The organism is Roseivivax marinus (assembly GCF_900109705.1).
In the GTDB taxonomy this organism is placed as follows: Bacteria; Pseudomonadota; Alphaproteobacteria; order Rhodobacterales; family Rhodobacteraceae; genus Roseivivax; species Roseivivax marinus.
Genome location: NZ_FOAI01000003.1, coordinates 286,644 through 313,144, shown reverse-complemented (window position 1 = coordinate 313,144; position 26,501 = coordinate 286,644). Strand labels below are relative to the sequence as shown.

Below are 26,501 nucleotides of genomic sequence, written 5' to 3'. Positions count from 1 at the left end.
GCCTTGTGAGGCGGCCCCGCGCCCGCGTATCCTGCGAAAGCCAGCAACATGGACGGACAAACCCTGAGACTTCCCGATCAACCCCGCGAACCCGGCCGGCCCGGTATCGTCTACGCCCGGCCCTATACCCGCATCGCCGTTCTGGGCATGGGCTCATGGGGCACCGCGCTCGCGTCCGTCGCCGCCGCCTCGGGCCGCGAGGTCCGGCTGTGGGGCCGTCGCGAGGACCTCGCGCAGCGCATGCGCGAGACCGGCCGGAACGACGACTATCTGCCCGATACGCCCCTGCCCGACGGAATCGAGCCGACCTCGGACCTGGCGCACGCGCTTGATGGCGCGGAGGCGGTTCTGATCGTCACGCCCTCCTCGAGCCTGCGCGAGATGTGTGGCGTGATGCGGCCGCTTCTGCCGCAGGGCGTTCCGCTGGCGCTCTGCTGCAAGGGGATCGAGCGGCGCACCGGCTACCTGCTGAGCCATGCCGTCCAGGAAGAACTGCCCGGCCACCCGGTCGGCGCGCTGTCGGGTCCGACCTTTGCCCGCGAGACGGCGCTGGGCCATCCCACCGCCGCCACGATCGCGTTCGAATTCCGCTACACCGACCGCCTCGCGCCAGACGACAGCCCCGCGGCGCGCCTGTCGGTGTCCATGTCGTGCCCGTCCTTCCGGCCTTACATGTCCGACGACCTCGTGGGCGTCGAGGTGGGCGGCGCGGTCAAGAACGTCATCGCCATCGCCTGCGGGATGATGACCGGCGCCGGATATGCAGAGAACACCCGCGCCGCACTGATCACGCGCGGCATCGACGAGATGAAGGTGTTGGCCGAAGCCCTTGGCGGAAAACGTGAAACCGTGACCGGCCTCTCGGGCGCAGGCGACCTGACGCTGACCTGTTCGTCCACCACCTCGCGCAACATGTCGCTGGGCGTCCAGCTGGGCGAGGGCAAGAGCCGCGCCGAGTGCTTCGACGGCCGCGACGTCGTGGTCGAGGGCGAGATTTCCGCCGCTTCGGTGATCGAGCTCGCCCGCCGGATCGGGGTCTCCATGCCCATCTGCGAAGCCGTGCACGCCATTCTTTACGATGGCGCGGACCTCAACCAGACCTTCACCGATCTCTGGGCGCGTCCGATCGAATCCGAGCCGCGCGCGCTCGAGATCGAGCTCGCCCATCCCTCTGCCATGACCGAAAGCTGACGGACCCCGTGACACAGACCGACCGACCGCGCGAGACCGCGCTCAAGGACAAGCACTTCGTGCTGGCCACCGACCTCGACGGCACCTTCCTCGGCGGCACCGACGCCGACCGGGCCCGCCTCTACGACTGGATCGAGGCCAATCGCTCGACCGTGGGGCTGGTCTTCGTGACCGGCCGCGACCCGGCCTTCATCGCCGAGCTCTGCGACGGCGGCGTGCCGTGGCCGGAGTTCGCCATCGGCGATGTCGGCACGACCATCGCCCGGATCGAGGACGGTCGCGTCGCTCCCATCGCGGAGCTCGAGCAAGAAATCGCGGACGCCTGGGGCAACGCGGGGGACGACGTCCGCGCAGCGCTGAAGGATGTCGACGGCCTGACCCTTCAGGAGACCGACTTCCGCTACCGCGTGAGCTTCGACATGGACCCCGCGCGCTTCGACGACCGGGCCTACCGTATCGTCGACGAGATGGGCCTCGACGCTCTGATTTCGGACAACCGCTACTTCGATGTGCTGCCCAAAGGCGTCTCCAAGGGCCCCTCGCTGCGCCGGTTCGTCACCCACCAGGGCATCGACGAGGGCCGGGTGCTGGCGGCGGGCGACACGCTCAACGACGCGTCGATGCTGGAATGCGGCCTGCCCGCGGTGGCCGTCGGCGGGTCCGAGGAGGCGTTGCTCGCTCGGGTGGCCGGTCTACCTCATGTCCACGTGGCCAAGGGCGTCGGTGCGGCGGGCATCCTCGAGGCCGTGGCCGAGAAATCCATGCATCCTCTCCCGGAAGGAGAAGCCGCGTCATGAGCAGCGATCTCGTCATCGTCTATCACCGCCAGCCTTACGAAGAGGTCGAGGAAAACGGCAAGATTGTCTTCAAGGAGAACAAGAGCCCGAACGGCATCGTGCCGACGCTCAAGTCGTTCTTCGGCAAGGTCGACAAGGGCGCCTGGGTCGCCTGGAAGGAGGCCGAGGACACGTCGAACCCCGGCTTCGAGCGCATCATCCAGATCGAGGACAGCTTCGGGCAATATACCGTCTCGCGTCTGCCGCTGACCAAGGAACAGGTGTCGAGCTTCTACCACGTCACATCGAAAGAGGCGTTCTGGCCGATCCTCCACGGGTTCAAGGAAAAGTATAACTACGATCCCGTCGACTGGCCGACCTTCAAGGAGGTGAACTGGGCCTTCGCCGAGGCCGCCGCCGCCGAAGCCGCGAAGGGCGCCTCGGTCTGGGTGCACGACTACAACCTTTGGCTGGTCCCGGGCTACCTGCGGCAGATGCGGTCGGACGTGCGGATCTCGTTCTTCCACCACACGCCGTTCCCGGCCGCCGACATGTTCAACGTGCTGCCATGGCGCGGCGAGATCGTGGATTCGCTGCTGGCCTGCGACGTCGTGGGCTTCCACATTCCGCGATATGCCGCGAATTTCGTGTCCGTGGTCCGTTCGCTCCGCGACGTGGGCCAGGTTCCGCGCGAAAAGGTCGATCCGGATTTCATTTCGGAAGGCTCCGCCCTGTCGGACCGCACCGTGCCCGTCGAGATTCACACCGAGGACCGGGTCGTGAAGCTCGGCACGACGCCGGTGGGCGTGGACACCGACTACATCGCGCGAGTGGCCGACCGCGAGGAAACCGCCAAGCGCGCCGCCGAGATCAAGGAAGAGCTCGACGGCGACCGGCTGGTGCTTTCGGTGGGCCGGACGGATTACACCAAGGGCGGCGCCGACCAGCTTCTGGCGTTCGAGCGTCTGCTGGAACGTCGCCCCGACCTGCGCGGCACGGTACGGTTGCTGCACGTGTCTGTCTCGGCCAACCGCAACATGACGGTCTATGCCGAGATCCAGTCCGAGATCGAACAGATCGCCGGCCGCATCAACGGCCGGTTCGGCACGTTCTCGAAGACACCCGTGGTTCTGATCAGCCGGGCGATCCCGTTCGAGCACCTGGTCGGCTACTACCGCGCGGCGGACGTGGCGTGGATCACCCCGCTGGCTGACGGCATGAACCTCGTCTGCAAGGAATTCGCCGCCGCCCGCGCGGACGGGGACGGCGCGCTGATCCTGTCGGAGTTCGCCGGCGCCGCGATGGAGATGAGCTCGGCGGTGCTGACGAACCCCTACTCGAACAAGTCGATGGACCACGCCATCGAGATGGCCCTCGAGATGCCTGAGGACGAACGGCGCTCGCGCATGGCCGAGCTGCGCCGGGTGGTCGAGAAATACAACACCGAGGCCTGGGCCCGCGATCAGCTCGCCCTGCTCTCGCCCGAGGACTTCGGCACCGAGGCGGCCTGACCACCGGCCGACGGTATTCCGGAAAACGCCGCTCGCCGTACCCGGCGGGCGGCGTTTTCGCAACTAGGGCTTGCTTGCCCGAAATGACCGCGATCTAGGCGCGACCCCGCGCGGAACGTCCTGCACCGCGCCTTATTCCGCCTCCGGGCGTTGAACCGCGGCGCATCCCGCCTAACCTGACCGGCATGGACGATCTCCAAGCCTCCCCCCCGCACGACGCCCTCGCGCGCATTGCCGACGGCACCAACGACGATCCGTTCGCGGTGCTCGGACCGCACGAGGTGAACGGCACCCGCCACGTCACCGCCTTCGACCCGAACGCCGCCGCCATGTGGGCGGTGATCGGCGAACAGGCCCATCCGCTCGCGCCGGTCGAGGGTGTGCCAGGCGCCTTCACCGGTCCGGTTCCGGGTGACGATCCCTACGGTCTGCGCGGCGAAGGCAAGGACGGCGCGCGCTGGGACATGGAAGACCCCTACCGCTTCGGCCCGGTTATGGGCGAACTCGACGAGTATCTCCTCGGCGAGGGCACGCACCACCGGCTTTGGCAGGCGCTTGGCGCGCACGTCATGCACCACGAAGGCGTCTTCGGGACCCACTTCGCTGTCTGGGCGCCGAACGCGCGGCGCGTGTCCGTCGTCGGTCCCTCGAACGCCTGGGACGGCCGGCGCAACGTGATGCGCCGCCGTGGGGCAACGGGCGTGTGGGAAATCTTCCTGCCGGGCCTCGGCGAAGGCAGCGTCTACAAATACGAGATCGTCGGTGCCAACGGCGAGGTCCAGCCTCTCAAGGCCGACCCGGTGGGCTTCGGTTCTCAGCATCCGCCCAAGAATTCCAGCATCGTGCGCGACATCACGGGCTACGGCTGGTCCGACACCGACTGGATGGACGAGCGCAAGACGCGCAACTCCCGCGAGGCGCCGATCGCCGTCTACGAGGTCCACCTTGGCTCGTGGGTCCGCAAGGCCGAGAACCGCCGGATTTCCTACGTGGAGGCCGCCGAGGAGCTGATCGCCTACGTCCACGACATGGGGTTCACGCATATCGAGCTGATGCCGATCAGCGAATACCCCTTCGACGGCTCCTGGGGCTACCAGCCGGTGGGCCTCTTCGCGCCGACCGTGCGCCACGGCCCCCCGCACGAGTTTCGGGATCTCGTTAACGCCGCACACAAGGCCGGAATCGGCGTGATCCTCGACTGGGTGCCGGGCCACTTCCCCACCGACCCGCACGGCCTGGGCCTGTTCGATGGCACCGCGCTCTACGAACACGCGGACCCGCGCGAGGGCTTCCACCAGGATTGGAACACCCTGATCTACAACTACGGGCGGCGCGAGGTCCTGAACTTCCTGACCTCCAACGCGCTCTACTGGCTCGAGGAATACCACGCCGACGGTCTGCGCGTGGATGCCGTGGCTTCGATGCTCTACCGCGACTATTCCCGCCGCGACGGCGAGTGGGTGCCGAACAAGGATGGCGGCCGCGAGAACTACGAGGCCATCGCCATGATGCGCGAGATGAACACGCTGACCTATGGCGAGTGCCCCGGCATCATGACCGTCGCCGAGGAGTCCACGTCCTATCCCAAGGTGTCGCGCCCGGTCCACGAGGACGGGCTCGGCTTCGGGTTCAAGTGGAACATGGGGTGGATGAACGACACACTGGAATACATGAAGAAGGACCCGGTCCACCGGAAGCATCACCACCACCAGATGACTTTCGGGATTTCGTACGCTTACTCGGAAAACTTCATCCTTCCGATCAGCCATGACGAGGTTGTGCACGGCAAGGGCTCGATGCTGGGCAAGATGCCCGGCTCCGAATGGGACCGCTTCGCGAACCTGCGCGCCTTTTACGGCTTCATGTGGGGCCACCCGGGAAAGAAGCTCCTGTTCATGGGGCAGGAGTTCGCCCAGGCGCACGAGTGGAACCACGACGTGTCGCTCGACTGGGACATGGCCGAGAAGCCGGCCCACGCCGGGATCAAGCGGCTGGTGCGCGATCTGAACACGCTCTACCGCGGCACGCCGGCGCTTCACCGCAAGGACTGCGATCCAGAGGGCTTCCAGTGGATCGAGGCCGACGATCCCGACCGATCGGTCTTCTCTTGGATCCGGCGCGGCGGTCCGGGTGAGCCGGAGGCGGTGGTGTTCTCGAACTTCTCGACCTCCGAGCATTCGTCCTACACCAGCGGCTTTCCCACAGCGGGCCGCTGGCGCGAGGCGCTCAACACGGATGCGTCTATCTACGGCGGCGGGGATCGGGGCAACATGGGCGGAGTCGATGCGGTCGAGGAACCGTCGCACGGCCAGGCCGCCTCGGCGACGGTGGTCCTGCCGCCGCTCTCGACGCTGGTCTTCGTGAAGGAGGAGTGACGCCGCCCCTAGCCCGCGCCGCGTCGCACTGCCATGCTCGGACCGACGCGGGCCCACCGGCCCGGAGGGAGGACCGACCATGTCATCGACCAATCTACTCGCGCGCCGCAGCCGCCTCGCGCACCGCTCCATGGCCTTCGTTCTGGCCGGCGGACGCGGATCGCGGCTGCGCGAACTGACCGACCGGCGCGTGAAGCCGGCCGTCTACTTCGGCGGCAAGACGCGGATCATCGACTTCGCGCTGTCGAACGCGCTGAACTCGGGTATCCGCAAGATCGCGGTCGCCACGCAGTACAAGGCGCACAGCCTGATCCGGCACTGCCAGCGCGGCTGGAACTTCTTCCGCGCCGAGCGCAACGAGTTCCTCGACATCCTGCCCGCGAGCCAGCGCATGAACGACCAGAGCTGGTATCGCGGCACAGCGGACGCGGTCGCGCAAAATATCGATATCGTCGACAGTTACGGCGTGGACTTCGTGCTGATCCTGGCCGGGGATCACATCTACAAGATGGATTACGAGCGGATGATCGAGCATCACGTCGCCAGCGGCGCGGACGTGACGATCGGCTGTTTGACGGTGCCGCGCAAGGAAGCCTCGGCCTTCGGCGTGATGGCCGTGGACGCAAACGACGTCATCACCTCTTTCCTCGAAAAGCCTGCTGATCCGCCGGGCACGCCGGACGATCCGGACGTGACGCTGGCCTCGATGGGGATCTACGTTTTCAACTGGGACTTCCTGCGCGACCTGTTGAAGAAAGACGCGGAAGATCCTGAATCCACCCACGATTTCGGAAACGACCTGATCCCCGATATCGTCGCCGGCGGCAAGGCGCAGGCGCACCGGTTCGGGGACTCCTGCGTGCGCGCCTCGACCGAGGCGCCGGCTTATTGGCGCGACGTGGGCACGGTCGACGCGTTCTGGCGGGCGAACCTCGACCTCACGAACTTCGCGCCCGACCTCGACCTGTGGGACCGCGACTGGCCGATCTGGACCTATTCCGAAAGCGTCCCGCCCGCGAAGTTCATCCACGACGAGGACGACAGGCGCGGCTCGGCGGTGTCCTCGCTGATCTCGGGCGGATGCATCGTCTCGGGCACCGAGATCCGCGAGTCGCTCTTGTTCACCATGGTGCACACCAACTCGTATTCCTCGCTCGACCGCGCGGTGGTGCTGCCGCACGCCCATATTGCGCGGCATGCGCGGCTTTCGAACGTGGTCATCGACCGCGGCGTGCACATCCCCGAGGGACTTGTCGTGGGAGAGGACGCCGACGAGGACGCCCGCTGGTTCCGAGTCACCAGCGGCGGTGTCACCCTCATCACGCAGGACATGATCGATGCGCGCGAGGCCGCGCTCTGATGCGGGCGCTGTCGGTCGCCTCCGAGGCCGTGCCGCTGGTCAAGACCGGCGGACTGGCGGACGTGGCGGGCGCCCTGCCCGGCGCGCTCGCGGCCGAGGGCGTCGAAATGCGCACCTTGCTGCCGGGCTACCCTGCGGTCATGGCCGCCGCGACCGGCCCGGCGCACGATCTGGGCGAGACGTTCGGCGGCCCCGCGCGATTGGTGGAGGGGCGGCTTGGGCAGACGACGCTCTACGCGCTCGACGCGCCGCATCTCTTCGACCGGGCGGGAGGGCCGTATCTGGGTCCCGACGGCGCCGACTGGCCGGACAATCCCGAACGCTTCGCGGCGCTTTCCATGGCCGCTGCGCGAATCGGCGCCGAGGGCGTGGACGGCTGGCGGCCGGATCTCATGCACCTCCACGACTGGCAGGCCGCGCTGACGCCGGTCTACCTGCAGGCCCTCGGCGCGCGGGTGCCGACCATCGTCACGATTCACAACATCGCTTTCCAAGGCCTTGCCCCGGCCGAGAAACTTGCCGCGCTCGGTCTGCCGGCCGAAGGTTTCACGTCGGAGGGCTTCGAGTACTACGGCCAGATCAGCGCGCTAAAGGCCGGTCTGGTCCATGCCGACGCGATCAATACGGTCAGCCCGACCTACGCCGCCGAACTCCTCGAGCCCGAATTCGGTATGGGCCTCGACGGTCTGCTGCGCGCCCGGCGGGGGGTTCTCTGCGGCATCCTCAACGGCATCGACACCGCAGCCTGGACGCCGCCCTACGCCTCGCCCCGGGGCAAGGCGAAACACACCCGCGCGCTGCGGGAGGAATTCGGCCTGCCGCCCTCGGACGGACCGCTGGCCATCGTGATTTCGCGGCTCACCCACCAGAAGGGCCTCGATCTGCTGCTCGAGGCGCTGCCCGCGCTGACCGGCACCGGCGGGCAACTGGCGATGCTCGGCTCCGGCGAGCCCGCGCTCGAGGCCGCCTTCCGAGACGCCGCCGAGGCGGAGCCGAACATCTCCGTGCGCTTCGGCTACGACGAGGCGCTATCGCACAGGATGATGGCCGGCGGCGACGCAATCCTGGTGCCGTCGCGGTTCGAACCTTGCGGCCTGACCCAGCTTTACGGTCTGCGCCACGGCACCATCCCGGTGGTCGCGCTGACCGGGGGGCTGGCCGATACCGTCATCAATGCCTCTCCGGCAGGCATCGCTGCGAAAGCGGCAACCGGATTGCAATTTCATCCCGTTACATCGGAACGGCTGGCGCAGGCGCTGGTTAAGCTCACGACCCTGTGGTCCGACCGCCCTCTCTGGCAACGGCTGATGCGCAACGCTATGGCTCACCCCGTGGGCTGGGACGTGTCGGCCCGCGCCTATGCCGACCTGATGAAGAGCCTCGTCACACCCTCATGACCAACGACTTCCGCCCGGGTCCCGGGCTTGCCCATCCCCTCGGCGCCACGTTCGACGGCGCGGGCGTCAACTTCGCGGTATTCTCTCAGAATGCCACCCGCATGCTGCTCTGCCTGTTCTCCGACGACGGCAAGACCGAGATCGCACAGATCCCCCTGCCCGAGCGCGATGGCGATGTCTGGCACGGCTACCTCTCGGGCCTTCGCCCCGGCCAACTCTACGGCTACCGCGCAGAGGGACCGTATGCGCCGCAGGAGGGGCATCGCTTCAACCCCAACAAGCTGCTGCTCGACCCCTACGCCAAGCGCGTGACCGGCCATCCCGAATGGCACGACGCGCTTTACGGCTACACCGTGGGCCACGAGGACGGCGATTTGTCCTTCGACGAGCGTGACAGCGCCCCGTACATGCCGCGCTGCGTGGTCGAGGATCCGTGCTTCGACTGGGGCCGCACCCCGCGCCCCGAGACCGCGCTGGCCGACAGCGTGATCTACGAGGCCCACGTGAAGGGCCTGACCCAGCAGTTCCCGGGCACCACCCATCCGGGCACGTTCCTGGGCCTCGCCTCGGACGCCATGCTCGACCACCTGACCGGTCTTGGCATCACCGCGATCGAGCTTCTGCCGGTGCACACCTTCCTCGACGACCGATTCCTCGTCGACAAAGACCTGAGCAACTACTGGGGCTACCAGACGCTGGGCTACTTCTCGCCCGATCCGCGCTACCTCGACGCGGGGAAGCTGCAGGAATTCCAGTACATGGTCGCGCGGATGCACGCGGCGGGCATCGAGGTGATCCTCGACGTGGTCTACAACCACACCTGCGAGGGCGACGAGATGGGGCCGACGCTGTCGTTCCGCGGCCTCGACAACGCCGCCTATTACTGGCTGGCCGAGGATCCGCGCCATTGCATCAACGACACCGGTTGCGGCAACACCATGAACATGCGGCACCCGATGGTGTTAAGAATGATCATGGATTCGCTGCGCTACTGGGTCTCGACCATGGGTGTCGACGGCTTCCGCTTCGACCTCTGCGCGACGCTTGGCCGGACCAACGACGGTTTCGATCCCGGGGCCGCCTTCTTCGACGCGTTGCGGCAGGACCCGGTGCTCGGCGCGGTCAAGCTGATCGCCGAGCCGTGGGACATCGGCCCGGGCGGCTATCAGGTCGGGGCGTTCCCGCCGCCGTTCTCGGAATGGAACGACAAGTTCCGCGACGGCGTGCGCCGGTTCTGGAAGGGCGACCAGGCCATGGCGCCCGAACTGGCCGACCGTATCACCGGCTCGGCGCGGCAGTTCGACCATTCCGGGCGCCCGGCGACGTCTTCGGTCAACCTCATCACCGCGCATGACGGCTTCACCCTCGCCGACGTGACCTCGTTCAACGAGCGACACAACGAGGCAAACGGCGAGGAGAACCGCGACGGGCACGGCGACAACGCCTCGGACAACATGGGCGCCGAAGGTGCGACCGACGATCCGGCGATCAACGCGGCCCGAGCGCAGCGGCGGCGCAACATGCTGGCGACACTCCTGCTGAGCCAGGGCACGCCGATGCTTCTTGCCGGCGACGAGTTCGGAAATTCGCAGAACGGCAACAACAACGCCTACTGCCAGGACAACGAGATCGGCTGGCTCGACTGGAGCAACGCCGACCAGGGCCTGATGGACTTCGCCCGGCGGCTCATCGCCTTCCGCAAGGCGCATCCGATCGTGCGGCAGAAGCGGTTCCTGCACGCCCGCGAGCGCATCGTCGACGGCATCGAGGACCTGTTCTGGTGGCGCGAGGACGGCGCCGAGATGGAGGACGGCGACTGGGAGGATCCCGCGCGCCGCTTCGTCTGCGCCGAGATGCGCATGGCCTCGGGCACGCCCGCCTACGCGCAACGCGAAGAAGCGCTTCTGCTCGCCTTCAACGCCGGCGACCCGCTGGAGTTCACGCTGCCCGAGCCGCCCGAGGGACGGGTCTGGACCCGGGCCATCGACACTGCCGCGCCCGAGGCTGCCTGCGAGACCGCCGCGGGCGCGGTGCCCATGGCGGGCGACAGCGTGCTGGTCTTCGTGCTCGAGGAAGCGGAGGCCGCCGATGGTTGATGCGGTCGACCGGCTGGCCGAGGCGGCGGGCATCGTGCCCGCCTTCACCGACGTCACCGGACAGACCCGCGAGACCGCGCCCGAGACCCGGGACGCGATCCTGAGCGCAATGGGCCTGCCGACCGATCCCGCTGGCGCCGAGGCCGCGCTGGCCGAAATGAACGCGGGCGCCCTGCCCGCCTGGCACGTCGCGTCGGTGGACGAGGTGCCGAGTCTCGTGCCCCGGGGCACGTGGCAGCTGACGCTGGAGGACGGCACGACGTCGGAGGGCACCGGGCCCCTGCCGGCGTTGCCCCTGGGGCGCCACCGCCTGGAGGCAGACGGGTCGACCTGCTGGCTCCTCGCAGCGCCACCGAGGCTGCCGTTGCCGGCACGCGGGTGGGGGCTGATGGTGCCGCTCTACGGGCTGAAGCCCGCGGAGACCGGGGGCCTCGGCACCTATGCCGACCTCGCGCGCATGGCCGAGGGCACGGCGGCGCATGGCGCGGGTTTTCTCGGGCTGAACCCGGTGCACGCAGGCTTTCCGACCGATCCGCACGCGGCCTCGCCCTATTCGCCCTCGCATCGCAGGCGGCTCTCGACGCTGCATGTGGATGTGGGCGGCCCGGAAGTGCCGGCCGTAGGCCCGATCGACTACGCCACGCAGATTCCCGCACAGAACGCCGCGCTCGACGCCGCCTTCGCGTCCTTCGAGGCGGCAGGCGGCGATCAGGCCTTCGACGCCTGGCAGGCGGCCGAGGGCACCGCACTCCACGACTTCGCGCTGCATCAGGCGCTTTCCGAGCTCCACGGCCCCTACTGGGACCGCTGGCCCGCCGCACTTCAGGATCCCGCGAGCGCCGAAACGCGCGCCGCGGCCCGCGATCTCTCCACAAGGGTGCGCTTCCACGCGTGGGCACAGTGGATGGCCGAGACGCAGCTGCGCGCCGCGCAAAGCCGTGCGCGGGCGGCGGGCATGACGCAGGGCCTCTACCTCGACCTCGCGGTGGGCACACATCCGCACGGCGCCGAGACATGGGAGGACCGCGAGAGCTTCGCCTTCGGGACCTCGCTCGGTGCGCCGCCCGACGCCTTCGCCGCCGACGGCCAGACCTGGGGCCTTGCGCCGTTCAACCCGCGCCGCCTGATCGAGACCGGCTTCCGCGCGCTGGCCGAAACGCTGGCGCGTCAGCTGCGGCTTTCGGGCCTTCTGCGGATCGACCATATCCTCGGCTTCGACCGGGCTTTCTGGGTGCCCGAGGGCGCGCCGGGCGCCTATGTCCGGATGCCGCGCGACGCGATGCTCGCCGTGGCGCGGATCGAGGCCGCGCGGGCCGGCGCGACCATCGTCGGCGAGGATCTCGGAAACATCCCCGACGGGCTGGGCCACGCGCTCGAGGCCAGCGGCATCCTCGGTTGCCGCCTCACCATGTTCGAGCGCGGCCCCGACGGCGCGCCGCGCGCCCCGCACGACTATCCCGAGGCGGTGGTCGCCAGCTTCTCGACCCACGATCTGCCGACATGGGCGGGCTGGCGGACGGGCCACGACATCGGCGCCCGCGCCGCGCTGGGCCATATCGACGAGGCCACCGCAGCAGGCGCACGGGCCGCGCGTCGCGACGAGGTCAGGGCGCTCGACGATGGGACGGCATCCCACGCGGTCCACCCCGCGGAAGACGCGGCGCGGATGCACGCCCATCTCGCCGGAACCACGGCCCGGCTCGTCGCGGTGCAGATCGAGAACGTTCTCGACATGCCCGCCCAGCCCAACCTTCCCGGCACGATTGCCGACTATCCAAACTGGCGGCAGCGCCTGCCGGCCCGGCCCGAGGCCGTCGCCGGCGATCCGCGCCTCGCAGAGACCGCCCGCATCATGACCGAAAACGGACGCTAGGACAGAGCATGGACATCCTCACCATCGAAACGTCGCCCATCGACGGCCAGAAGCCCGGCACCTCCGGCCTCCGCAAGAAGACCCGGACGTTCATGGAGCCGCACTTTCTCGAGAATTTCGTCCAGTCGATCTGGACCGGCATCGGCGGCGTGACCGGCAAGACGCTCGTGCTGGGAGGCGACGGGCGCTACTTCTCGGACCGCGCGGCGCAGGTCATCCTGCGGATGGCGGCGGCCTCGGGCGCGGCCAAGGTGATCGTCGGCCAGAACGCCCTCTTGTCGACGCCGGCCGCCTCGAACCTGATCCGCAAGCGCAAGACCGACGGCGGCATCATCCTGTCGGCCTCGCACAATCCCGGGGGACCCGACGGCGATTTCGGCGTGAAGTTCAACACCCCCAACGGCGGCCCCGCCGCCGAGGGCGTGACGTCGAAGATCCACGAGGCCACCAAGGAGATCTCGACCTACCGGATCATGGAGGCGCAGGACGTCGATCTCTCGACGCCCGGCACGCAGTCCTTGGGCCGGACCGAGATCGAGATCGTCGACCCGGTCGAGGACTACGCCAAGCTGATGTCGCAGATCTTCGACTTCGACAAGCTGCGGGCGCTTTTCGCGGGCGGCTTCACCATGCGCTTCGATGCCATGCACGCGGTCACGGGGCCCTACGCGCACGCGATCCTCGAGGGGATGCTCGGTGCACCGGTGGGCACGGTGGTCAACGGCACGCCCTCGCCGGACTTCGGCGGCGGCCATCCCGACCCGAACCCGATCTGGGCCAAGACCCTGATGGACGAGATGCACGGATCCGACGCGCCGGATTTCGGCGCGGCCTCGGACGGTGACGGCGACCGCAACATGATCGTCGGGCGGAACTGCTACGTGACGCCTTCGGACAGCGTCGCCGTGCTGGCGGCGAACGCCACGCTGGTCCCGCGCTACTCCGAGGGTCTGGCGGGCGTCGCGCGCTCCATGCCGACTTCGCGCGCGCTCGACCGAGTGGCGCTGCGGCTCGACTGCGACTGCTACGAGACGCCCACCGGCTGGAAGTTCTTCGGCAACCTGCTCGACGCCGGCCGCGCCACGCTCTGCGGCGAGGAAAGCGCCGGAACCGGATCCGACCACGTGCGCGAGAAGGACGGGCTCTGGGCGGTGCTCTTCTGGCTGAACATCCTCGCCGAGCGGGAGGTATCGGTGTCCGACCTGATGGCCGACCACTGGCGCACCTACGGCCGCAACTATTACAGCCGCCACGACTACGAAGAGGTCGACGCCGAGGTGGCCAACACGCTGGTGGACGACCTGCGCGGCAAGCTCGCTGATCTGCCCGGCCAGACCTTCGCGGGCCAGACCATCGAGGCGGCGGACGAGTTCGCCTACGACGATCCCATCGACGGCAGCCGCGCCGAGGCGCAGGGCCTGCGCGTGACCACGACGGACGGTGGCCGTATCGTGGTGCGCCTGTCGGGCACAGGCACCGAGGGCGCGACCATCCGCGTCTACCTCGAGAAGGCCGAAACCGACCCCGAGAAGCTCGACCGCGATCCGCAGGAGGCTCTTTCCGATATCGTCGCATGCGCGGATGCGCTCACCGGCCTGTCCAAGCGGACCGGCCGCAAGAAACCCGACGTCATCACCTGAGCGACCGCCGCACGGGCGAAAGCGCCGCAATCGCGGTCACTTCCCCGTGCGGCCGCGGCAAGCCGCCGCCCGTGCCGCCCCGCCCCCTTGCCGTCCACGCGGCATCGGGCGAGGTTCGACGCAAATCCCCGGCTGGCCGCCGTCTTGCCGTTCTCACCAGGCCCGCCGCAGACAAGACATGGACAGGAGCCCTTCATGCCCCTCGCCGACCGCATCACCTTCGACGAGGCCGCCGCCACCGCGCGCGCCGAAGCCTGCGAGCAGATCCTGACCACGGCGCATTCGCGCTTCGAGGCCGAACAGGAGATCGCCCGGGGCCTCGGCGGGCAGGTGGATGCAGACGGGCTGGCCTCTTTCGGATTCTGGGTGCCAGAGCTTCAGGACATGCGCGTGCCCTCGGGCGACATCTTCCTCGAGATCCTGTCGCCGGAAGAGCCGCTGGACCTCGGACGCGCGCACCAGGAGATCAGGTTCGAGCGGCTCTACGTCCCCACCATCCGCGTCGAGGGCCACGCCTATTCGTGCGTCCGGGGCATGGTCGCGGGCAACCGCGATCAGGTCGGCGACTTCTACGCCCTCGTCTGGCGCGATGCCGAGGACCAGTGGCACCGCATTCTCGATCCGCTTGCGATGTCCCTGCCCTTCGGCGCCATGGCCCCGGCCGAGCTATACGATGTCGAGGCGATGCTCGCGGCCCGAGGCGACAGTGCATACTGGGCCGCGCTGGCGCAGGACGGCGAACCGGCGAAGCTCGGACCGGTGTCGAACATCCTGCAGATCCACGTGCCCACCGCCACCGCCGGCGGCACGCTCGCCTCGCTGACCCGCCAATTCGAGCGGCTGGCCGAGCGCGAGGCCCGCGGCCTGCCCATGGATCCCGCCGACCAGATCTATCTCGGCTACGAGGCGGTACAGCTCCTGCCCGTCGAGCCCACCACCGTCTACGAGGCCGGCCCGGATTTCTGGGAAGAGCACGACGGCACCGACCACGGCGTGACCGTGTCGCTCCTGCGTCCCGATACCACCAACTGGGGCTACGACAACGTCATCGCGGGCATGGCCACGGTGAACCCGGTGCTGCTGGAGTCGGGTCGCCCGGACGAGTTGGTGGACCTTGCAGCGGCGCTGCACAACTTCCCCGGCACGCCCAAGAAGCTGATCTTCGACGTGGTCTACGGTCACTCGGATAACCAGGGCCTGCGAGTCCTGAACGACCACTTCTTCGCCGGGCCGAACATGTACGGTCAGAACCTCGCCTACCAGGACCCCGCCGTGCGGGCGATCCTGCTCGAGATGCAGCGGCGCAAGGTGAACTTCGGCGCCGACGGCGTGCGCGTCGACGGCGCGCAGGACTTCAAGTACTGGGACGCGGGCGCGCAGGTGCTGCGTCACGACGACGAATACCTGCAAAGCATGGCCGACGTGGTGCAGGAGGTCGCGGGAACCCGCTATCGCCCGTGGTTCATCTTCGAGGACGGCCGCCCCTGGCCGCAGGAGGACTGGGAACTGTCCTCGACCTACCGCGCTGTGATCGAGGCGCAGCGCGACGAGGACGTGTTCCAGTGGGGCCCCCTGACCTTCGCCCACAACACGCCGTTCCTCTACACCTTCTGGCTGGGCAAGTACTGGCGCATCCGCGAATGCCTCAACAGCGGTTCGAACTGGATCTCGGGCACGTCGAACCACGACACCCTGCGGCGCGGCACGCAGGTCAGCCCGAAGATGAACATCAACACCCGGCTCGGCAACACGCGGATGGAGATCCTCGACAAGGCCTACGACAACCCCGCGGCCCACATGCTGACCTACGTGGCGCTGCCGGGCGTTCCGATGGACTTCCTCAACGCGATGGCGCGCGCCTCCTGGGGCTTCGTGCGCAATCAGGACGACCGCTACGGCGTGAAGGTGGTGGCCGAAGAGGCGATCTCGCTGCGCTGGCAGGTGGATGAATACAGTTACATGATCCCGGGTAACTTCACGCGCCTGAAGGAGCTGGGCTTCGAGACACGCGCCGATCTCGCGCGCTTCTGCACCTTCCTGCCCGCGCTCGTCGAGGTGACGGATTACGACCTCGAGGACATCGCGCGGCTCCTGAACACGACCGATCCGCCGCTCGCCGGGCCGCACTACACGCCGCAGACGCTCAAGCAGGTGGCGCGGGCGTGGATGGACGACATGCACGACTACTGCAACATCGGCCATACGCTGGGCTCTCTCGACCCGGTGCAGTCCAACTTCGCGCTGAGCCTGCGCGACTTCCGGGCCGCGCGCCCTTGGCTGCGGGACAATTACGGCCCGAAGGATCACTTCAGCTACATCGAGCCGCTGGAGGGGCGCACGATCTTCACCTCCCTGCGGCATGGTCCGGACGGCGAGCAGGTCTATTCGATCATCCACATGGAGGGGAAAGAGACCGCGGATTTCGACCCGCTGCGTCTGAAGATCCCGGGGCTCGAGGGCTTCAAGTGGACCTGTGCCCTGCGGACGCCGGGCATCGGCGAGGAATACGAGTCCGGTCCGCTCATCATGAAGGACTCGATGGCGCTCGTATTCACCCGGCCGGCGCCGGAGTGAGCCGCTTTGGCCCGCCCGCGTCGACTGGTGGCGCGGGCGGGGCTTGGGACGGCCGTGCCGGGATCCGGCGGGGTCATCCGGTTTGACGGGCGGAGCGAGCGAGACCCGTGCTTTCCGCGTCGGGGACCGAACCCGCGCGGCCCTCGCCGGACGCGACGCGGCGCACCTGAACTCATTCGTGTCTGCGAACTGGTCGGTTGCAGCAAAAAGCGCCCACATTTGCGCGACGTTTCAAGCGAGTGACGCGCGCGGGCCTAAAGCACCACCCGGTTCGCGCGCTGCCCGGAAAAGCCCATGGGCACCGCGAAGGTCACCCCGGCCAGCGGATCGTCGGCGCCCGCGCCCTCGGCGGCCGTCGTCACGAACAGCGTCTTGAGGTCCGCTCCGCCGAAAGCCGGACACGTGGTCTGCCCGGAGGCGAAGCCCGCCGCCGTCATGAAACGGCCCTCGGGCGTGTAGCACGCCACCCGTCCGGCACCGGCCTGCGCGCTCCAGAGATTGCCGTGGCTGTCGACCACCGCGCCGTCCGGGCGCAGACCTTCGGGCGAGAGATCGAGGAAGGTTTCGGGCGCGCGGGCGGGCCAGCCGGCCTCGTCGAGGGTCACGCGTCGGACCACGTGGGCGTCGCTGTCGCCGAAATAGGCGTAGGCCCCGCCCGGCGCGAAGCAGATCGAGTTGGGGATCGACATCCCGTCGTAGAGCTTGCGGACCTCGCCTCCGAAGAAGCGGTAGATCGCCCCGGCACCGGCCGCCTTGTCCTTGGCCATGGTCGAGATCCAGAACCCGCCCCACGGATCCGCCCGGCCGTCGTTGCTGCGGGTCTCGGAACGGGTCTCCTCGAGTCCCGCAAGGCGCGTTTCCGTTTCTGTCCCGGTGTCGAACAGCACGAGGTCGGTCTCGGTCGCGACCAGCAGCTTGCCTGCATCCACCCAGCCCAGGGCCGAGATGTGGCGGTCCCAGTGCCAGATCCGCTCGCCCCGCGTGTCGCGCCGCAGGAGCTTCTTGCCGATGATGTCCACCCAATAGAGCGCCCCCTCCTCGGGGTGCCAGAGCGGGGATTCTCCCAGGTCGCAGAGCGTGTCGCTGTAGATCGCGTGCATGTGGTTCGGCCTCCGTGTCCCTGCCGGAGTGTGGCGCACACGGCCGCGCGTGGCCAGAGACGGCCGCCCGATCCGGACGCTGATCCCGACGCACGGTCGGTGACCGCCTCGGAGACAGGCGTGTCGGTTGATACGGACACTCTTGCACCGATGCCGCCGTCGCGCACTGCCCCGGCGGCTCACTCGCCCAGCGGCACGAGATCCACGCTGTGGTGCGACGCCTGGACCCCGGCCGAGCGCACCGCGCCCTTCACCGGGGCGACGTCCGAATAGTCGCGGCCGACCGCGACAACGATGTGATCGGTGCCGACCATCATGTGGTTGGTGGGGTCGTAGTCGATCCAGCCGGTCTCGGCCCCGCACCACGCCCGCACCCAGGCGTGCATCGCATCCGCCCCGGCGAGGCGCGGCTGGCCGGCCGGCGGCTCGGTACGCAGGAACCCGGAGACGTAGCCTGCCGGAACCCCCACCGCGCGCAGCCCTGCGATCATCACGTGGCTGAAGTCCTGGCACACGCCCCTCCCCTCGGCGAAGGCATGGCCCGGCTCGGTGTCCACGTCGGTCGCTTCGGCGTCGAACGTCATGTGCGTGTGCAACGCCTGACCGATCGTCTGCACCGCGCCGAGCGCGGTCATCTGCGGGCCGATGAGTGCGTGCGCGAAGGCGGCTATGGCCGGCTCGTAGCCGATGCGCGGTGACGCCGACACGAAGTGGTCGGGCGACTCCGGGCCGAGCGCGCTGCGGGTGCCGATCTCGGCGGCGAGCCGGTCGAGCCGCGGGGTCAGATCGAGCTGCGGCGGACGGGCAAGCCTCTCGATCCGGGCGCTGAGACGCACGGTGACCACCTGCAACGGGTCGGTGAAGCCCATCTCGGTGACGGAGTTTCCGAAAAAGTCCGTGCGATAGGCGATCTCGCCCGGCTCCGGCGTCACGCGCAGGCGCTCGGCCTCGACGCGCTGCTCGCCCGCGACCCGCCGCGGCGCCACACGCAGCACGCACCGGGCCGAGGGCGCTGGGGCGCCGTAGTCGTAGCCGATCTCGAGGGTCAGGTCGTAGCGCATGACGCGGGCGCCGCCTCAGGACAGGTGGGCGGCTGTCAGCCGCTCGGAAATGCCCGCGACCCCTCGGGCGAGCTTGCGCAGCGCGCGGTCGTCCAGTTCGGACGGCTCGGCAGTGGCAAGCTGCGTCTCGATCCGCAGGATCGCGCGCATCGGCTCGGACAGGGCACCGGACACCTCGGCCCCAGGAAGGTCCGCCGCAAGCCGCCGGATCAACGCGATCTGGAAGTGGATCGAGCGCGGGTTGCGCGCGTCGAGTGCCAGAAGGTCGATCACCGTCTCGCGGTTGGTCTCGATCTGGTAGCGGCGGCGGTGGGTCATCACGCTGTCGCCGACCTCGACCGCCGCGTCGAGACAGCCCTCCGGCGCCTCGGCGTCGGCGAAGTCGCGCAGCGTTGCGATCATGCCCGCGGCGCGCTCCAACGCGCGGCCGATGGACAAGAAGCGCCAGCCGACGAAACGGTACATGTTGTCATGGACTAGGCCCGCGAACCCCGCGGTGCCGCGCAGAAGTTCGGACAGCGCCCGCGCCGCCTCGTCGCCCGGTGTGAGCCGTGCGCTGTGATCGGCGAGGTCCGCGCGCAAGTCGCGTAGCGCCGCCCAGCCATCCACCGAAAAGCGGTCCCGCACCTTGGACGCCGCGCGAATCGCCGCATCGAGCGTCTCGGAGACCGCGCCCTTGGCCGCGATCTCGCGCGGGACGCCGAGCGCCTCGAGATGCGCGCCGATACGCTCCACGCGCGGGTCGTCCGCACGGCCGGTCTCGGCCAACCTCAGGTGGTAGGCCCTGAGGAGGCGGATCATGTGCTCCGCCCTTTCCACGTAGCGGCCGAGCCACATCAGGTTGTCGGCGGCGCGGGCGGGCAGAAGGCTGTCTGCAGCGCGGCGGAACGGCCCGTCGGAACGCGCGAGCGACTCCGTGGGCACTGTATCGGGCGAGACCACCCAGACATCGGCCACCCGGCCCCCGCGGCGCAAGGACAGCGCGGTGGCATCCTCGGACGCCCCGATCCGGGCGAAGCCGCCAGGCATCACCTTCCAGCCCGAGGCTGTGCGCGCCGCGAAGACCCGGATCATCACCGGACGCGGACGAAAGGCGCCGTCCTCCCAGACCGGGGTTGTCGAGAGGTTCACGGCTTCCTGACCCACGAGATCGCGGCCGTGCTTCTCGATCCACATTGCCGGATCCGCGTCGCGGCCGTCCTGGAAACGGCCGGCGATCAGCGTATCGCCGGTGGCCTCGAAGGGAAGCTCCTGGCTCAGCGCCGGCCCCACCATCATCCGCGCGTGCTGGCCGATGACATACTCGCGCTCGCGCCGCTGGCCGCACCACCACGTGGCGATGTTGGGCATCTCGAGCGGCGCACCCGTCAGGTAGTCCGAAATGCGCGGCAGGAACGCCAGCAGCGCCCGCGTCTGCACCAGCCCCGCGCCGAGGGCGTTGGCCATGCACACGTTGCCGGCACGCATCGCCGAAACCAGCCCCGGCGTCCCGAGCGCCGACCGGTCGTCCAGCTCCAGCGGATCCGCGAAGGCCGCGTCGAGCCTGCGCCAAAGCACCGAGATCGGCTTCAGCCCCGCCACCGTGCGGACCATCACCCGGCCGCCGACCACGGTCAGATCCTCGCCCTCCAGCAACATCATCCCGAGATAGCGCGCGATGTAGGCGTGTTCGTCGTAGGTCTCGGTCCCGAGCCCCGGAGTCAGGATCGCCATGCGGCCGTCGAGCGCGCGGGCCGAGGCGCCGAGAGCGTCGCGAAAGCCGCCGAAGAAGCCCGCAAGCCGGTGCACGCGGTCATGGTCGAACGGATCCGAGAAGACCCGCATGGTCGCGACCCGGTTCTCGAGCGCGAAGCCCGCGCCCGAGGGCGCCTCGGTCCGGTCGCCAAGCACGAACCACGACCCGTCCGGCGCGCGGCCGATCTCGAAGGCGGCGAAGTGCAGGTAATGCCCCGAGGGCGGCCGGACGCCCACCATCGGCCGCAGGAAGGCGGGGTTTCCGGCGACCAGTTCCGCCGGCAGCACTCCCTCGCGCACCAGCCAGCCTGCGCCGTAGAGATCGGCGAGCACGGACTCGAGCAAGTCGACCCGCTGGATGACGGCGGTCTTGATCCGGGTCCAGTCTGCCTCTTCCAGCAGGACCGGGACGTGACTGAGAGGCCAGTCCCGCTCCGACGCGCCACCCTCGTCCACCTGACGGTGGAAGATGCCCGCATCGCGCAGGTAGTGATCGCCACGGGCGAAGCGGCGCGACAGGTCCTCGGCCGACAGGTGCGCGAAGCGGTCGAGGAAGGGACGCCAGACCGGCCGCACCTGACCCGCTGCGTCCAGCATTTCGTCGGCCACGCCCGCCGGCGGCGCGTAGCCGCGCACCAGCCGGGCGACGGCATCTTCGGCCGCCGCCGGCGCGGTCTTGTCCATCCGTGTCACGCCCACTGCTCGCGCATCGTCCCGTTCCCGCCGGGGGCGCCTCCCAACTCGCGCCGTCCCGATCGGGCCTCTCTATCACACCCCGGGCGGGCGGCGCAGATCCAGCGTGAAGGGAAATTCAGGGTGCGGCGTTTCTGTCGGTGGCACCGCGGTGCCGGGCGTGTGGCCCATGGGCTCGAACCGCGCGAGGCGACGCGCTTCAGCCTCGTTGCCGTTGACCGGGAAGGTGTCGTAGTTGCGCCCGCCGGGATGCGCCACATGGTAGGTGCATCCCCCCAGCGCCCGGTTCGACCAGCTGTCCCATACATCGAAGGTCAGCGGCGCGTGGACCGGCACTGTCGGGTGGAGCGCCTCGGCAGGCTGCCATGCCTTGAACCGAACGCCCGCCACAGACACGCCCGACGTCTCGGTCCGTGTCATCGGCATCAGCCGCCCGTTGCACGCGACCTTGAAGCGTTCGGGGTTCTGGGTGGTCAGTTGCACCTGCAGCCGCTCGACGGAGCTGTCGGTGTAGCGGACCGTGCCACCGATGGCGCCGCGCTCGCCCAGCACATGCCACGGCTCCAGCGCCTGCCGCAGCTCCAGCCGCGTGCCCTCGTAGTCGACCTGTCCACAGAACGGGAAGCGGAACTCAGCCTGCGCCTCGAACCACACCGGATCGAGCTCGAAGCCGTGCGCCGCGAGGTCGCGCAGCAGATCGAGGAAATCCTGCCAGAGGAAATGCGGCAGCATGAAGCGATCGTGCAACTCGGTCCCCCAGCGCACGGGCCGCCCCGAGACCGGGGCCTGCCAGCACCGCGCGATGATCGCGCGCAGCAGCACCTGCTGCGCGAGGCTCATCTTGGGGTCAGGAGGCATCTCGAAGCCGCGGAACTCCACGAGGCCAAGCCGGCCGGTGGGTCCGTCGGGCGAGAACAGCTTGTCGATGCAGATCTCGGCGCGGTGGGTGTTGCCGGTGACGTCGATCAGGATGTTCCGAAGGAGCCGGTCCACCAGCCACGGCGGCGTGCCGCCCCAATCGGGCGAGGGGATGTTCGCCAGCGCGATCTCAAGCTCGTAGAGCGAGTCGTGCCGGGCCTCGTCGATCCGGGGCGCCTGGCTGGTCGGGCCGATGAAGAGGCCCGAGAACAGGTAGCTGAGCGACGGATGCCGCTGCCAAGTGAGGATCAGCGACTTCAAAAGATCGGGCCGGCGCAGGAACGGCGAGTCGTTCGGAGTCGCGCCGCCCACCACCACGTGGTTGCCGCCGCCGGTGCCGGTGTGGCGCCCGTCGAACATGAACTTGTCGGCGCCAAGCCGGCACTGGCGCGCCTCCTCGTAGATCGCCTCGGTGGTGGCGACGCAGTCGTCCCAGCTGTGCGCCGGGTGGATGTTCACCTCGATCACGCCCGGATCGGGCGCAACGCGGATCACGTTCATGCGTGGATCGTGCGGCGGCGAGTATCCCTCGATATGGACCGGCAGACCCAGCCGCTTGGCCGACCGCTCGGCCGCGGCGACGAGTTCGAGGTAGTCCTCCAGCGCCTCCACCGGCGGCATGAACACGCACAGCTTGCCGTCGCGCGGTTCGACCGAGAGCGCGGTACGGACCGCGCCCTCGACCGGGCCGAGATGCTGCTCGATCACCGTCTGCACCGGTCCGGTGGGCTCGGGGGCCGACACAGGCTGCGCGCGGTCGCCTTCGACCTCGGGCCCGTGGTCGAACTCGGGCAGCGGATCGCGCGGCACGGTCGGGTCGGTGACGTAGGTGTAGGGATATTGCGACGGCGGCACGTAGGGCAGCGCACCCAGCGGGATGCGGTAACCCACGGGACTGTCGCCCGGCACGAGGAACACCTTGCCGCGCCGCAGCTTCCACTTCTCCGACCGCCAGCGTCGTCCGGTGGCCTTGGACTGCCACGCCTGGATCGGCAGCACGTAGCCCGTGGGCTCCGTCAGGCCGCGCTCGAACACCTGCGCCATGCGGTGGCGTTCCTCGGCATCCTTGAGCTTGTTGTTCTCGGGCGTGACGTTCTCGGGAAGGTTGGCCTCCTTCAGCAGCCACTCGGCGGGGTCCTCGTAGGCGGGAACGACATACTCGGTCTCTACCCCCAGCTCGTCGGCCAGGGTGGCGAGGAAGCTGCCCGCGTCCGCCGCATCCGCGCCCCTGGCCTCGGTCTCGCTGGCCACGAGGCTCTCGTCCGACCAGATCGGCTGGCCATCGCGCCGCCAGTAGAGCGAGAACGTCCAGCGCGGCAGCGTCTCGCCGGGATACCACTTGCCCTGCCCGTAATGCAGAAAGCCGCCGGGTGCGAAGCGGGACCGCAGGCGCCGGATCAGGTCGTCGGCCAGCCCGCGCTTCATGGGCCCCACCGCGGCGGTGTTCCACTCGGGGCTTTCGTAATCGTCGATGGAGACGAAGGTCGGCTCGCCGCCCATGGTCAGCCGCACGTCCCCGGCCTCGAGCGCGGCGTCCACCTTGTGCCCCAGCGCGTTCAGCCGGTCCCATGCCTCGTCCGAGAACGGCTTGGTGATGCGCGGATGCTCGGCCACGCGCGCGACCGTCATGTCGAACTCGAAGTCGACCTCGGGCGTGCCGGCGGCGCTGAATCCGCCCGCGATCGGCGCGGCGTTGCGGTAATGCGGCGTGGCGGCCAGAGGAATGTGGCTTTCGCCCGCCATGAGCCCCGAGGTGGGGTCGAAGCCGATCCAGCCCGCGCCGGGCAGGAACACCTCGACCCAGGCGTGCAGGTCGGTGAAGTCGTGGTCGGTCCCCGATGGCCCGTCGAGCGCCTGCAGGTCGGGCTTGAGCTGGATCAGGTAGCCCGACACGAAGCGCGCCGCGAACCCCATGTGCCGAAGCAGGTTCACCAGCAGCCACGAGCTGTCGCGGCACGAGCCGGACCCCTTTTCGAGCGTCTCCTCGGGCGTCTGCACGCCAGGCTCCATCCGGATCAGGTAGGTCACGTCGCCCGAGACCTTGGCGTTCAGGCCGACCAGCATGTCCACCGTGCGCTGGCCATGCTCCTTCGAGAGACCGTCGAGATAGGCCGCGAACCTCGGCCCCGTGTCGGCGGGTCTGCGATAGATCGACAGGTCCTCGGTCAGGTCGGCGGGGTAGTCGAAGGGCCAGTGCTCGGCACTTTCCTCGACGAAAAAGTCGAACGGGTTGTAGACCGACATGTCCGCGACGAGATCGACTTCGATCCGGAACTCGCGCACCGGCTCGGGAAAGACGAAGCGCGCCAGCCAGTTGCCGTAGGGGTCCTGCTGGTGGTTCACGAAGTGCGGCTCGGGCCCGACCTTGAGCGAATGCGAGATCACCCGCGTCCGGCTGTGCGGCGCCGGCCGCAGACGCACGATCTGCGGGCCCAGAGTGACGTTGCGGTCGTAGCTGTAGTGCGTGAGGTGGTGGATGCTCGCGTAGATGGCCATGCCGTCGGGGTCCGGGCTTCGTTCCTGTCGATCCGGACTTTCTCAGGCTCGGCGGGGCTTTGCACCCCTCAATCGCGCGAACGAGTCCCAGGGCGGCGCGCGGTCGCCCAAGGTTTCAGCGTTGACGTCGTCTCAGACCGTGGTGCCCGCGCCGGGATTGCTGAGAACCGACAGGTCCGTCTCGTCGAGCGTATCCGGTCCCTCGGACTCGTGCAGCGTGGTCACCACGTGGCCGAGCCCCAATAGCGCCGCCAGAAGGGCCGCGCGGACCAGTGTGAAATCTCGTGTCCCGGTGCGTGTCATGGCGGCCTCCCGTACTTGCGCCGGCCCGATCGCCGGCCATTCTGAACCGTCCCGTTCAGTGTTGCAGGGAAACGGTGTTACAGTCCACTCACGGTTGGCTCAGCCGCGGTGCGTCAGCGCAGATCCGCCCTGCGCTTTGCGCTTGATGGGGGCACTGGGCCGGTGCTAGATGACGCGCAGTGCGGGTGTAGCTCAATGGTAGAGCAGCAGCTTCCCAAGCTGACGACGAGGGTTCGATTCCCTTCACCCGCTCCACCCCTCCTGCCCGATCCAGATACGGCTGCCCGCCGGCGCTAAAGAGCGTGCCGCGCACGCAGGGTCTCGACCGCCGTGCGGACCTCGTCACGGATCGCACCCGGACGCGGCGCGTCGGCCAGCGTCTCCAGCAAGGCCGGACCGGGCCGACCCCGCCGCGACCAGTCGAGGGCGCCGAGGATCGCGCGCGCCGGCTCGGGCAGACGGTCGGGAATCTCGTGTCCCGCCAGCGTGGCCCAGACCCCGGACCAGAGCCGTGCCGTGGTCCAGGGGTTGTAGCCTCCGCCCCCCGACACGATCAGCCTCGGCGCCAGCGCGCGGAGCGCCCGCACCGTGCGCCAGTGGCTGCCGTTCGACAGCGCCAGCCGCGAGAGCGGATCCTCGGTCACGGCGTCGGCGCCGCATTGCAGGAAGATCGCGTCCGGCCGGAACGCCTCGACCGCCGGCAGGATCAGACGTTCCAGCACCAGCGCGAATTCGTCGTCGTGAAAGCCCTTCGGCGCGGGCAAGTTCAGTGCCGCCCCGCCCGCATCGTCGTCCAGCGCGCCGGTGAACGGCCAGCGGCCGACCTCGTGGACCGAGATCATCCGCACGCTCTCGGACCCGTGGAAGGCGTGGGCCACGCCGTCGCAATGGTGCGCATCGATGTCCACGTAGGCCACCCGGTCGAGGCCCATGGACAGAAGCCGCCTGATCGTCAGAACCGGCTCGTTGAGATAGCAGAAGCCCGAAGCCCGGTCCGGCATCCCGTGATGCGTGCCGCCACCGGGATTATGCACCACGCCGCCCCGCGCGACGAGTTCGGCAGCCAGGAGGCCGCCGCCGGCGGCTGTCGCCGGGCGGCGGAACATCTCGGCAAAGACCGGGTTCGACAGGGTCCCGAGGCCGTGACGGTCGCGCACGTCCGGCGTCACCGCCTGCGCGGCTTCGGCGGCCTTCAACGCGGCAACGTAGTCCTCGGTGTGGAACGCCGTCAGCGCGGCGGCCTTGGCCCTTGGCGAGGTGCGGTAGACCTCTGCCGGCAGCCATCCCATTGCGCGGCAGAGGTCGATCACCGCCGGCACGCGCTCGATCGACAGCGGGTGCAGCCGCCCGTAGCGCGAGCCGCGATAAATCTGCGATCCGATGAAGAGCGGTCCTGCCATGGC

The 26,501-nt window shown here is 69.0% G+C and carries 16 protein-coding genes and 1 tRNA gene; 11 read left to right on the top strand and 6 right to left on the bottom strand.

What is annotated here, in order from left to right:
• Nucleotides 1-48 precede the first annotated feature (48 nt).
• The 10 genes from BMX29_RS05870 (at nucleotide 49) to gghA (ending at nucleotide 16,793) form a co-directional block, all read left to right on the top strand.
• Nucleotides 49-1,191: an NAD(P)H-dependent glycerol-3-phosphate dehydrogenase gene (locus BMX29_RS05870; RefSeq protein ID WP_092811158.1), complete on the top strand. Its 1,143-nt coding sequence runs from the start codon at nucleotides 49-51 to the stop codon at nucleotides 1,189-1,191.
• Between the two features lie 8 nt (nucleotides 1,192-1,199).
• On the top strand, nucleotides 1,200-1,988 hold the full coding sequence (locus BMX29_RS05865; RefSeq protein ID WP_092811156.1) for an HAD-IIB family hydrolase: 789 nt from the start codon (nucleotides 1,200-1,202) through the stop codon (nucleotides 1,986-1,988).
• On the top strand, nucleotides 1,985-3,478 hold the full coding sequence (ggpS, locus tag BMX29_RS05860; RefSeq protein ID WP_092811154.1) for a glucosylglycerol-phosphate synthase: 1,494 nt from the start codon (nucleotides 1,985-1,987) through the stop codon (nucleotides 3,476-3,478). The genes BMX29_RS05865 and ggpS overlap by 4 nt, the downstream gene beginning before the upstream one ends.
• 185 nt (nucleotides 3,479-3,663) lie before the next feature.
• Complete coding sequence (glgB, locus tag BMX29_RS05855) at nucleotides 3,664-5,853, top strand: 1,4-alpha-glucan branching protein GlgB (RefSeq protein ID WP_092811152.1); 2,190 nt, start codon at nucleotides 3,664-3,666, stop codon at nucleotides 5,851-5,853.
• Nucleotides 5,854-5,932: 79 nt separating this feature from the next.
• Nucleotides 5,933-7,213, top strand: coding sequence for a glucose-1-phosphate adenylyltransferase (glgC, locus tag BMX29_RS05850; protein ID WP_092811150.1), 1,281 nt, complete (start codon nucleotides 5,933-5,935; stop codon nucleotides 7,211-7,213).
• A complete protein-coding gene (glgA, locus tag BMX29_RS05845; RefSeq protein ID WP_092811304.1) occupies nucleotides 7,210-8,610 on the top strand; it encodes a glycogen synthase GlgA in 1,401 nt (466 codons plus the stop codon). Before glgC ends, glgA begins: the two co-directional genes overlap by 4 nt.
• The gene (glgX, locus tag BMX29_RS05840; protein ID WP_092811148.1) at nucleotides 8,607-10,706 is read left to right on the top strand and encodes a glycogen debranching protein GlgX; all 2,100 of its coding nucleotides are present in this window, start codon (nucleotides 8,607-8,609) and stop codon (nucleotides 10,704-10,706) included. Before glgA ends, glgX begins: the two co-directional genes overlap by 4 nt.
• Nucleotides 10,699-12,579, top strand: a complete 1,881-nt coding sequence (malQ, locus tag BMX29_RS05835) for a 4-alpha-glucanotransferase (protein WP_092811146.1) — start codon at nucleotides 10,699-10,701, stop codon at nucleotides 12,577-12,579. Before glgX ends, malQ begins: the two co-directional genes overlap by 8 nt.
• 8 nt (nucleotides 12,580-12,587) lie before the next feature.
• Nucleotides 12,588-14,219: an alpha-D-glucose phosphate-specific phosphoglucomutase gene (locus BMX29_RS05830; protein ID WP_092811144.1), complete on the top strand. Its 1,632-nt coding sequence runs from the start codon at nucleotides 12,588-12,590 to the stop codon at nucleotides 14,217-14,219.
• Between the two features lie 195 nt (nucleotides 14,220-14,414).
• Entirely contained in the window at nucleotides 14,415-16,793 is a 2,379-nt protein-coding gene (gene gghA, locus BMX29_RS05825) for a glucosylglycerol hydrolase (protein ID WP_092811142.1), read from the top strand.
• Nucleotides 16,794-17,047: 254 nt separating this feature from the next.
• On the opposite strand, the gene BMX29_RS05820 is transcribed toward gghA, so the two are convergent.
• The 5 genes from BMX29_RS05820 to BMX29_RS19150 all read right to left on the bottom strand — a co-directional run bounded on the left by BMX29_RS05820 (nucleotide 17,048) and on the right by BMX29_RS19150 (nucleotide 25,098).
• Nucleotides 17,048-17,893: an SMP-30/gluconolactonase/LRE family protein gene (locus BMX29_RS05820; RefSeq protein WP_092811140.1), complete on the bottom strand. Its 846-nt coding sequence runs from the start codon at nucleotides 17,891-17,893 to the stop codon at nucleotides 17,048-17,050.
• A 179-nt stretch (nucleotides 17,894-18,072) separates the two neighbouring features.
• On the bottom strand, nucleotides 18,073-18,954 hold the full coding sequence (locus BMX29_RS05815) for a transglutaminase family protein (protein ID WP_092811138.1): 882 nt from the start codon (nucleotides 18,952-18,954) through the stop codon (nucleotides 18,073-18,075).
• A 15-nt stretch (nucleotides 18,955-18,969) separates the two neighbouring features.
• Complete coding sequence (locus BMX29_RS05810) at nucleotides 18,970-21,372, bottom strand: circularly permuted type 2 ATP-grasp protein (protein ID WP_092811136.1); 2,403 nt, start codon at nucleotides 21,370-21,372, stop codon at nucleotides 18,970-18,972.
• 84 nt (nucleotides 21,373-21,456) lie between these two features.
• Complete coding sequence (locus tag BMX29_RS05805; RefSeq protein WP_092811134.1) at nucleotides 21,457-24,795, bottom strand: transglutaminase family protein; 3,339 nt, start codon at nucleotides 24,793-24,795, stop codon at nucleotides 21,457-21,459.
• 132 nt (nucleotides 24,796-24,927) lie between these two features.
• Nucleotides 24,928-25,098 carry a hypothetical protein gene (locus tag BMX29_RS19150; RefSeq protein WP_175471138.1) on the bottom strand — a complete coding sequence of 57 codons (171 nt, stop codon included), beginning with the start codon at nucleotides 25,096-25,098 and terminating at the stop codon, nucleotides 24,928-24,930.
• Between the two features lie 181 nt (nucleotides 25,099-25,279).
• Between BMX29_RS19150 and BMX29_RS05800 the strand changes: the two genes are divergently transcribed.
• Nucleotides 25,280-25,353, top strand: a tRNA-Gly gene (locus BMX29_RS05800).
• Nucleotides 25,354-25,391: 38 nt separating this feature from the next.
• Here BMX29_RS05800 and BMX29_RS05795 read toward each other — a convergent pair.
• A complete protein-coding gene (locus BMX29_RS05795; protein ID WP_092811132.1) occupies nucleotides 25,392-26,498 on the bottom strand; it encodes an acetoin utilization protein AcuC in 1,107 nt (368 codons plus the stop codon).
• Between the last annotated feature and the right edge of the window lie 3 nt (nucleotides 26,499-26,501).

What these genes read in the sequence shown, in the direction of transcription:
- glgC (WP_092811150.1), top strand. Translation starts at nt 5,933, where the DNA reads ATGTCATCGACCAATCTACTCGCGCGCCGCAGCCGCCTCGCGCACCGC.
- BMX29_RS05805 (WP_092811134.1), bottom strand. Translation starts at nt 24,795, where the DNA reads ATGGCCATCTACGCGAGCATCCACCACCTCACGCACTACAGCTACGAC.
- BMX29_RS05810 (WP_092811136.1), bottom strand. Translation starts at nt 21,372, where the DNA reads ATGGACAAGACCGCGCCGGCGGCGGCCGAAGATGCCGTCGCCCGGCTG.
- gghA (WP_092811142.1), top strand. Translation starts at nt 14,415, where the DNA reads ATGCCCCTCGCCGACCGCATCACCTTCGACGAGGCCGCCGCCACCGCG.
- glgX (WP_092811148.1), top strand. Translation starts at nt 8,607, where the DNA reads ATGACCAACGACTTCCGCCCGGGTCCCGGGCTTGCCCATCCCCTCGGC.
- BMX29_RS05830 (WP_092811144.1), top strand. Translation starts at nt 12,588, where the DNA reads ATGGACATCCTCACCATCGAAACGTCGCCCATCGACGGCCAGAAGCCC.
- BMX29_RS05870 (WP_092811158.1), top strand. Translation starts at nt 49, where the DNA reads ATGGACGGACAAACCCTGAGACTTCCCGATCAACCCCGCGAACCCGGC.
- BMX29_RS19150 (WP_175471138.1), bottom strand. Translation starts at nt 25,098, where the DNA reads ATGACACGCACCGGGACACGAGATTTCACACTGGTCCGCGCGGCCCTT.
- malQ (WP_092811146.1), top strand. Translation starts at nt 10,699, where the DNA reads ATGGTTGATGCGGTCGACCGGCTGGCCGAGGCGGCGGGCATCGTGCCC.
- ggpS (WP_092811154.1), top strand. Translation starts at nt 1,985, where the DNA reads ATGAGCAGCGATCTCGTCATCGTCTATCACCGCCAGCCTTACGAAGAG.
- BMX29_RS05815 (WP_092811138.1), bottom strand. Translation starts at nt 18,954, where the DNA reads ATGCGCTACGACCTGACCCTCGAGATCGGCTACGACTACGGCGCCCCA.
- glgB (WP_092811152.1), top strand. Translation starts at nt 3,664, where the DNA reads ATGGACGATCTCCAAGCCTCCCCCCCGCACGACGCCCTCGCGCGCATT.
- BMX29_RS05795 (WP_092811132.1), bottom strand. Translation starts at nt 26,498, where the DNA reads ATGGCAGGACCGCTCTTCATCGGATCGCAGATTTATCGCGGCTCGCGC.
- BMX29_RS05820 (WP_092811140.1), bottom strand. Translation starts at nt 17,893, where the DNA reads ATGCACGCGATCTACAGCGACACGCTCTGCGACCTGGGAGAATCCCCG.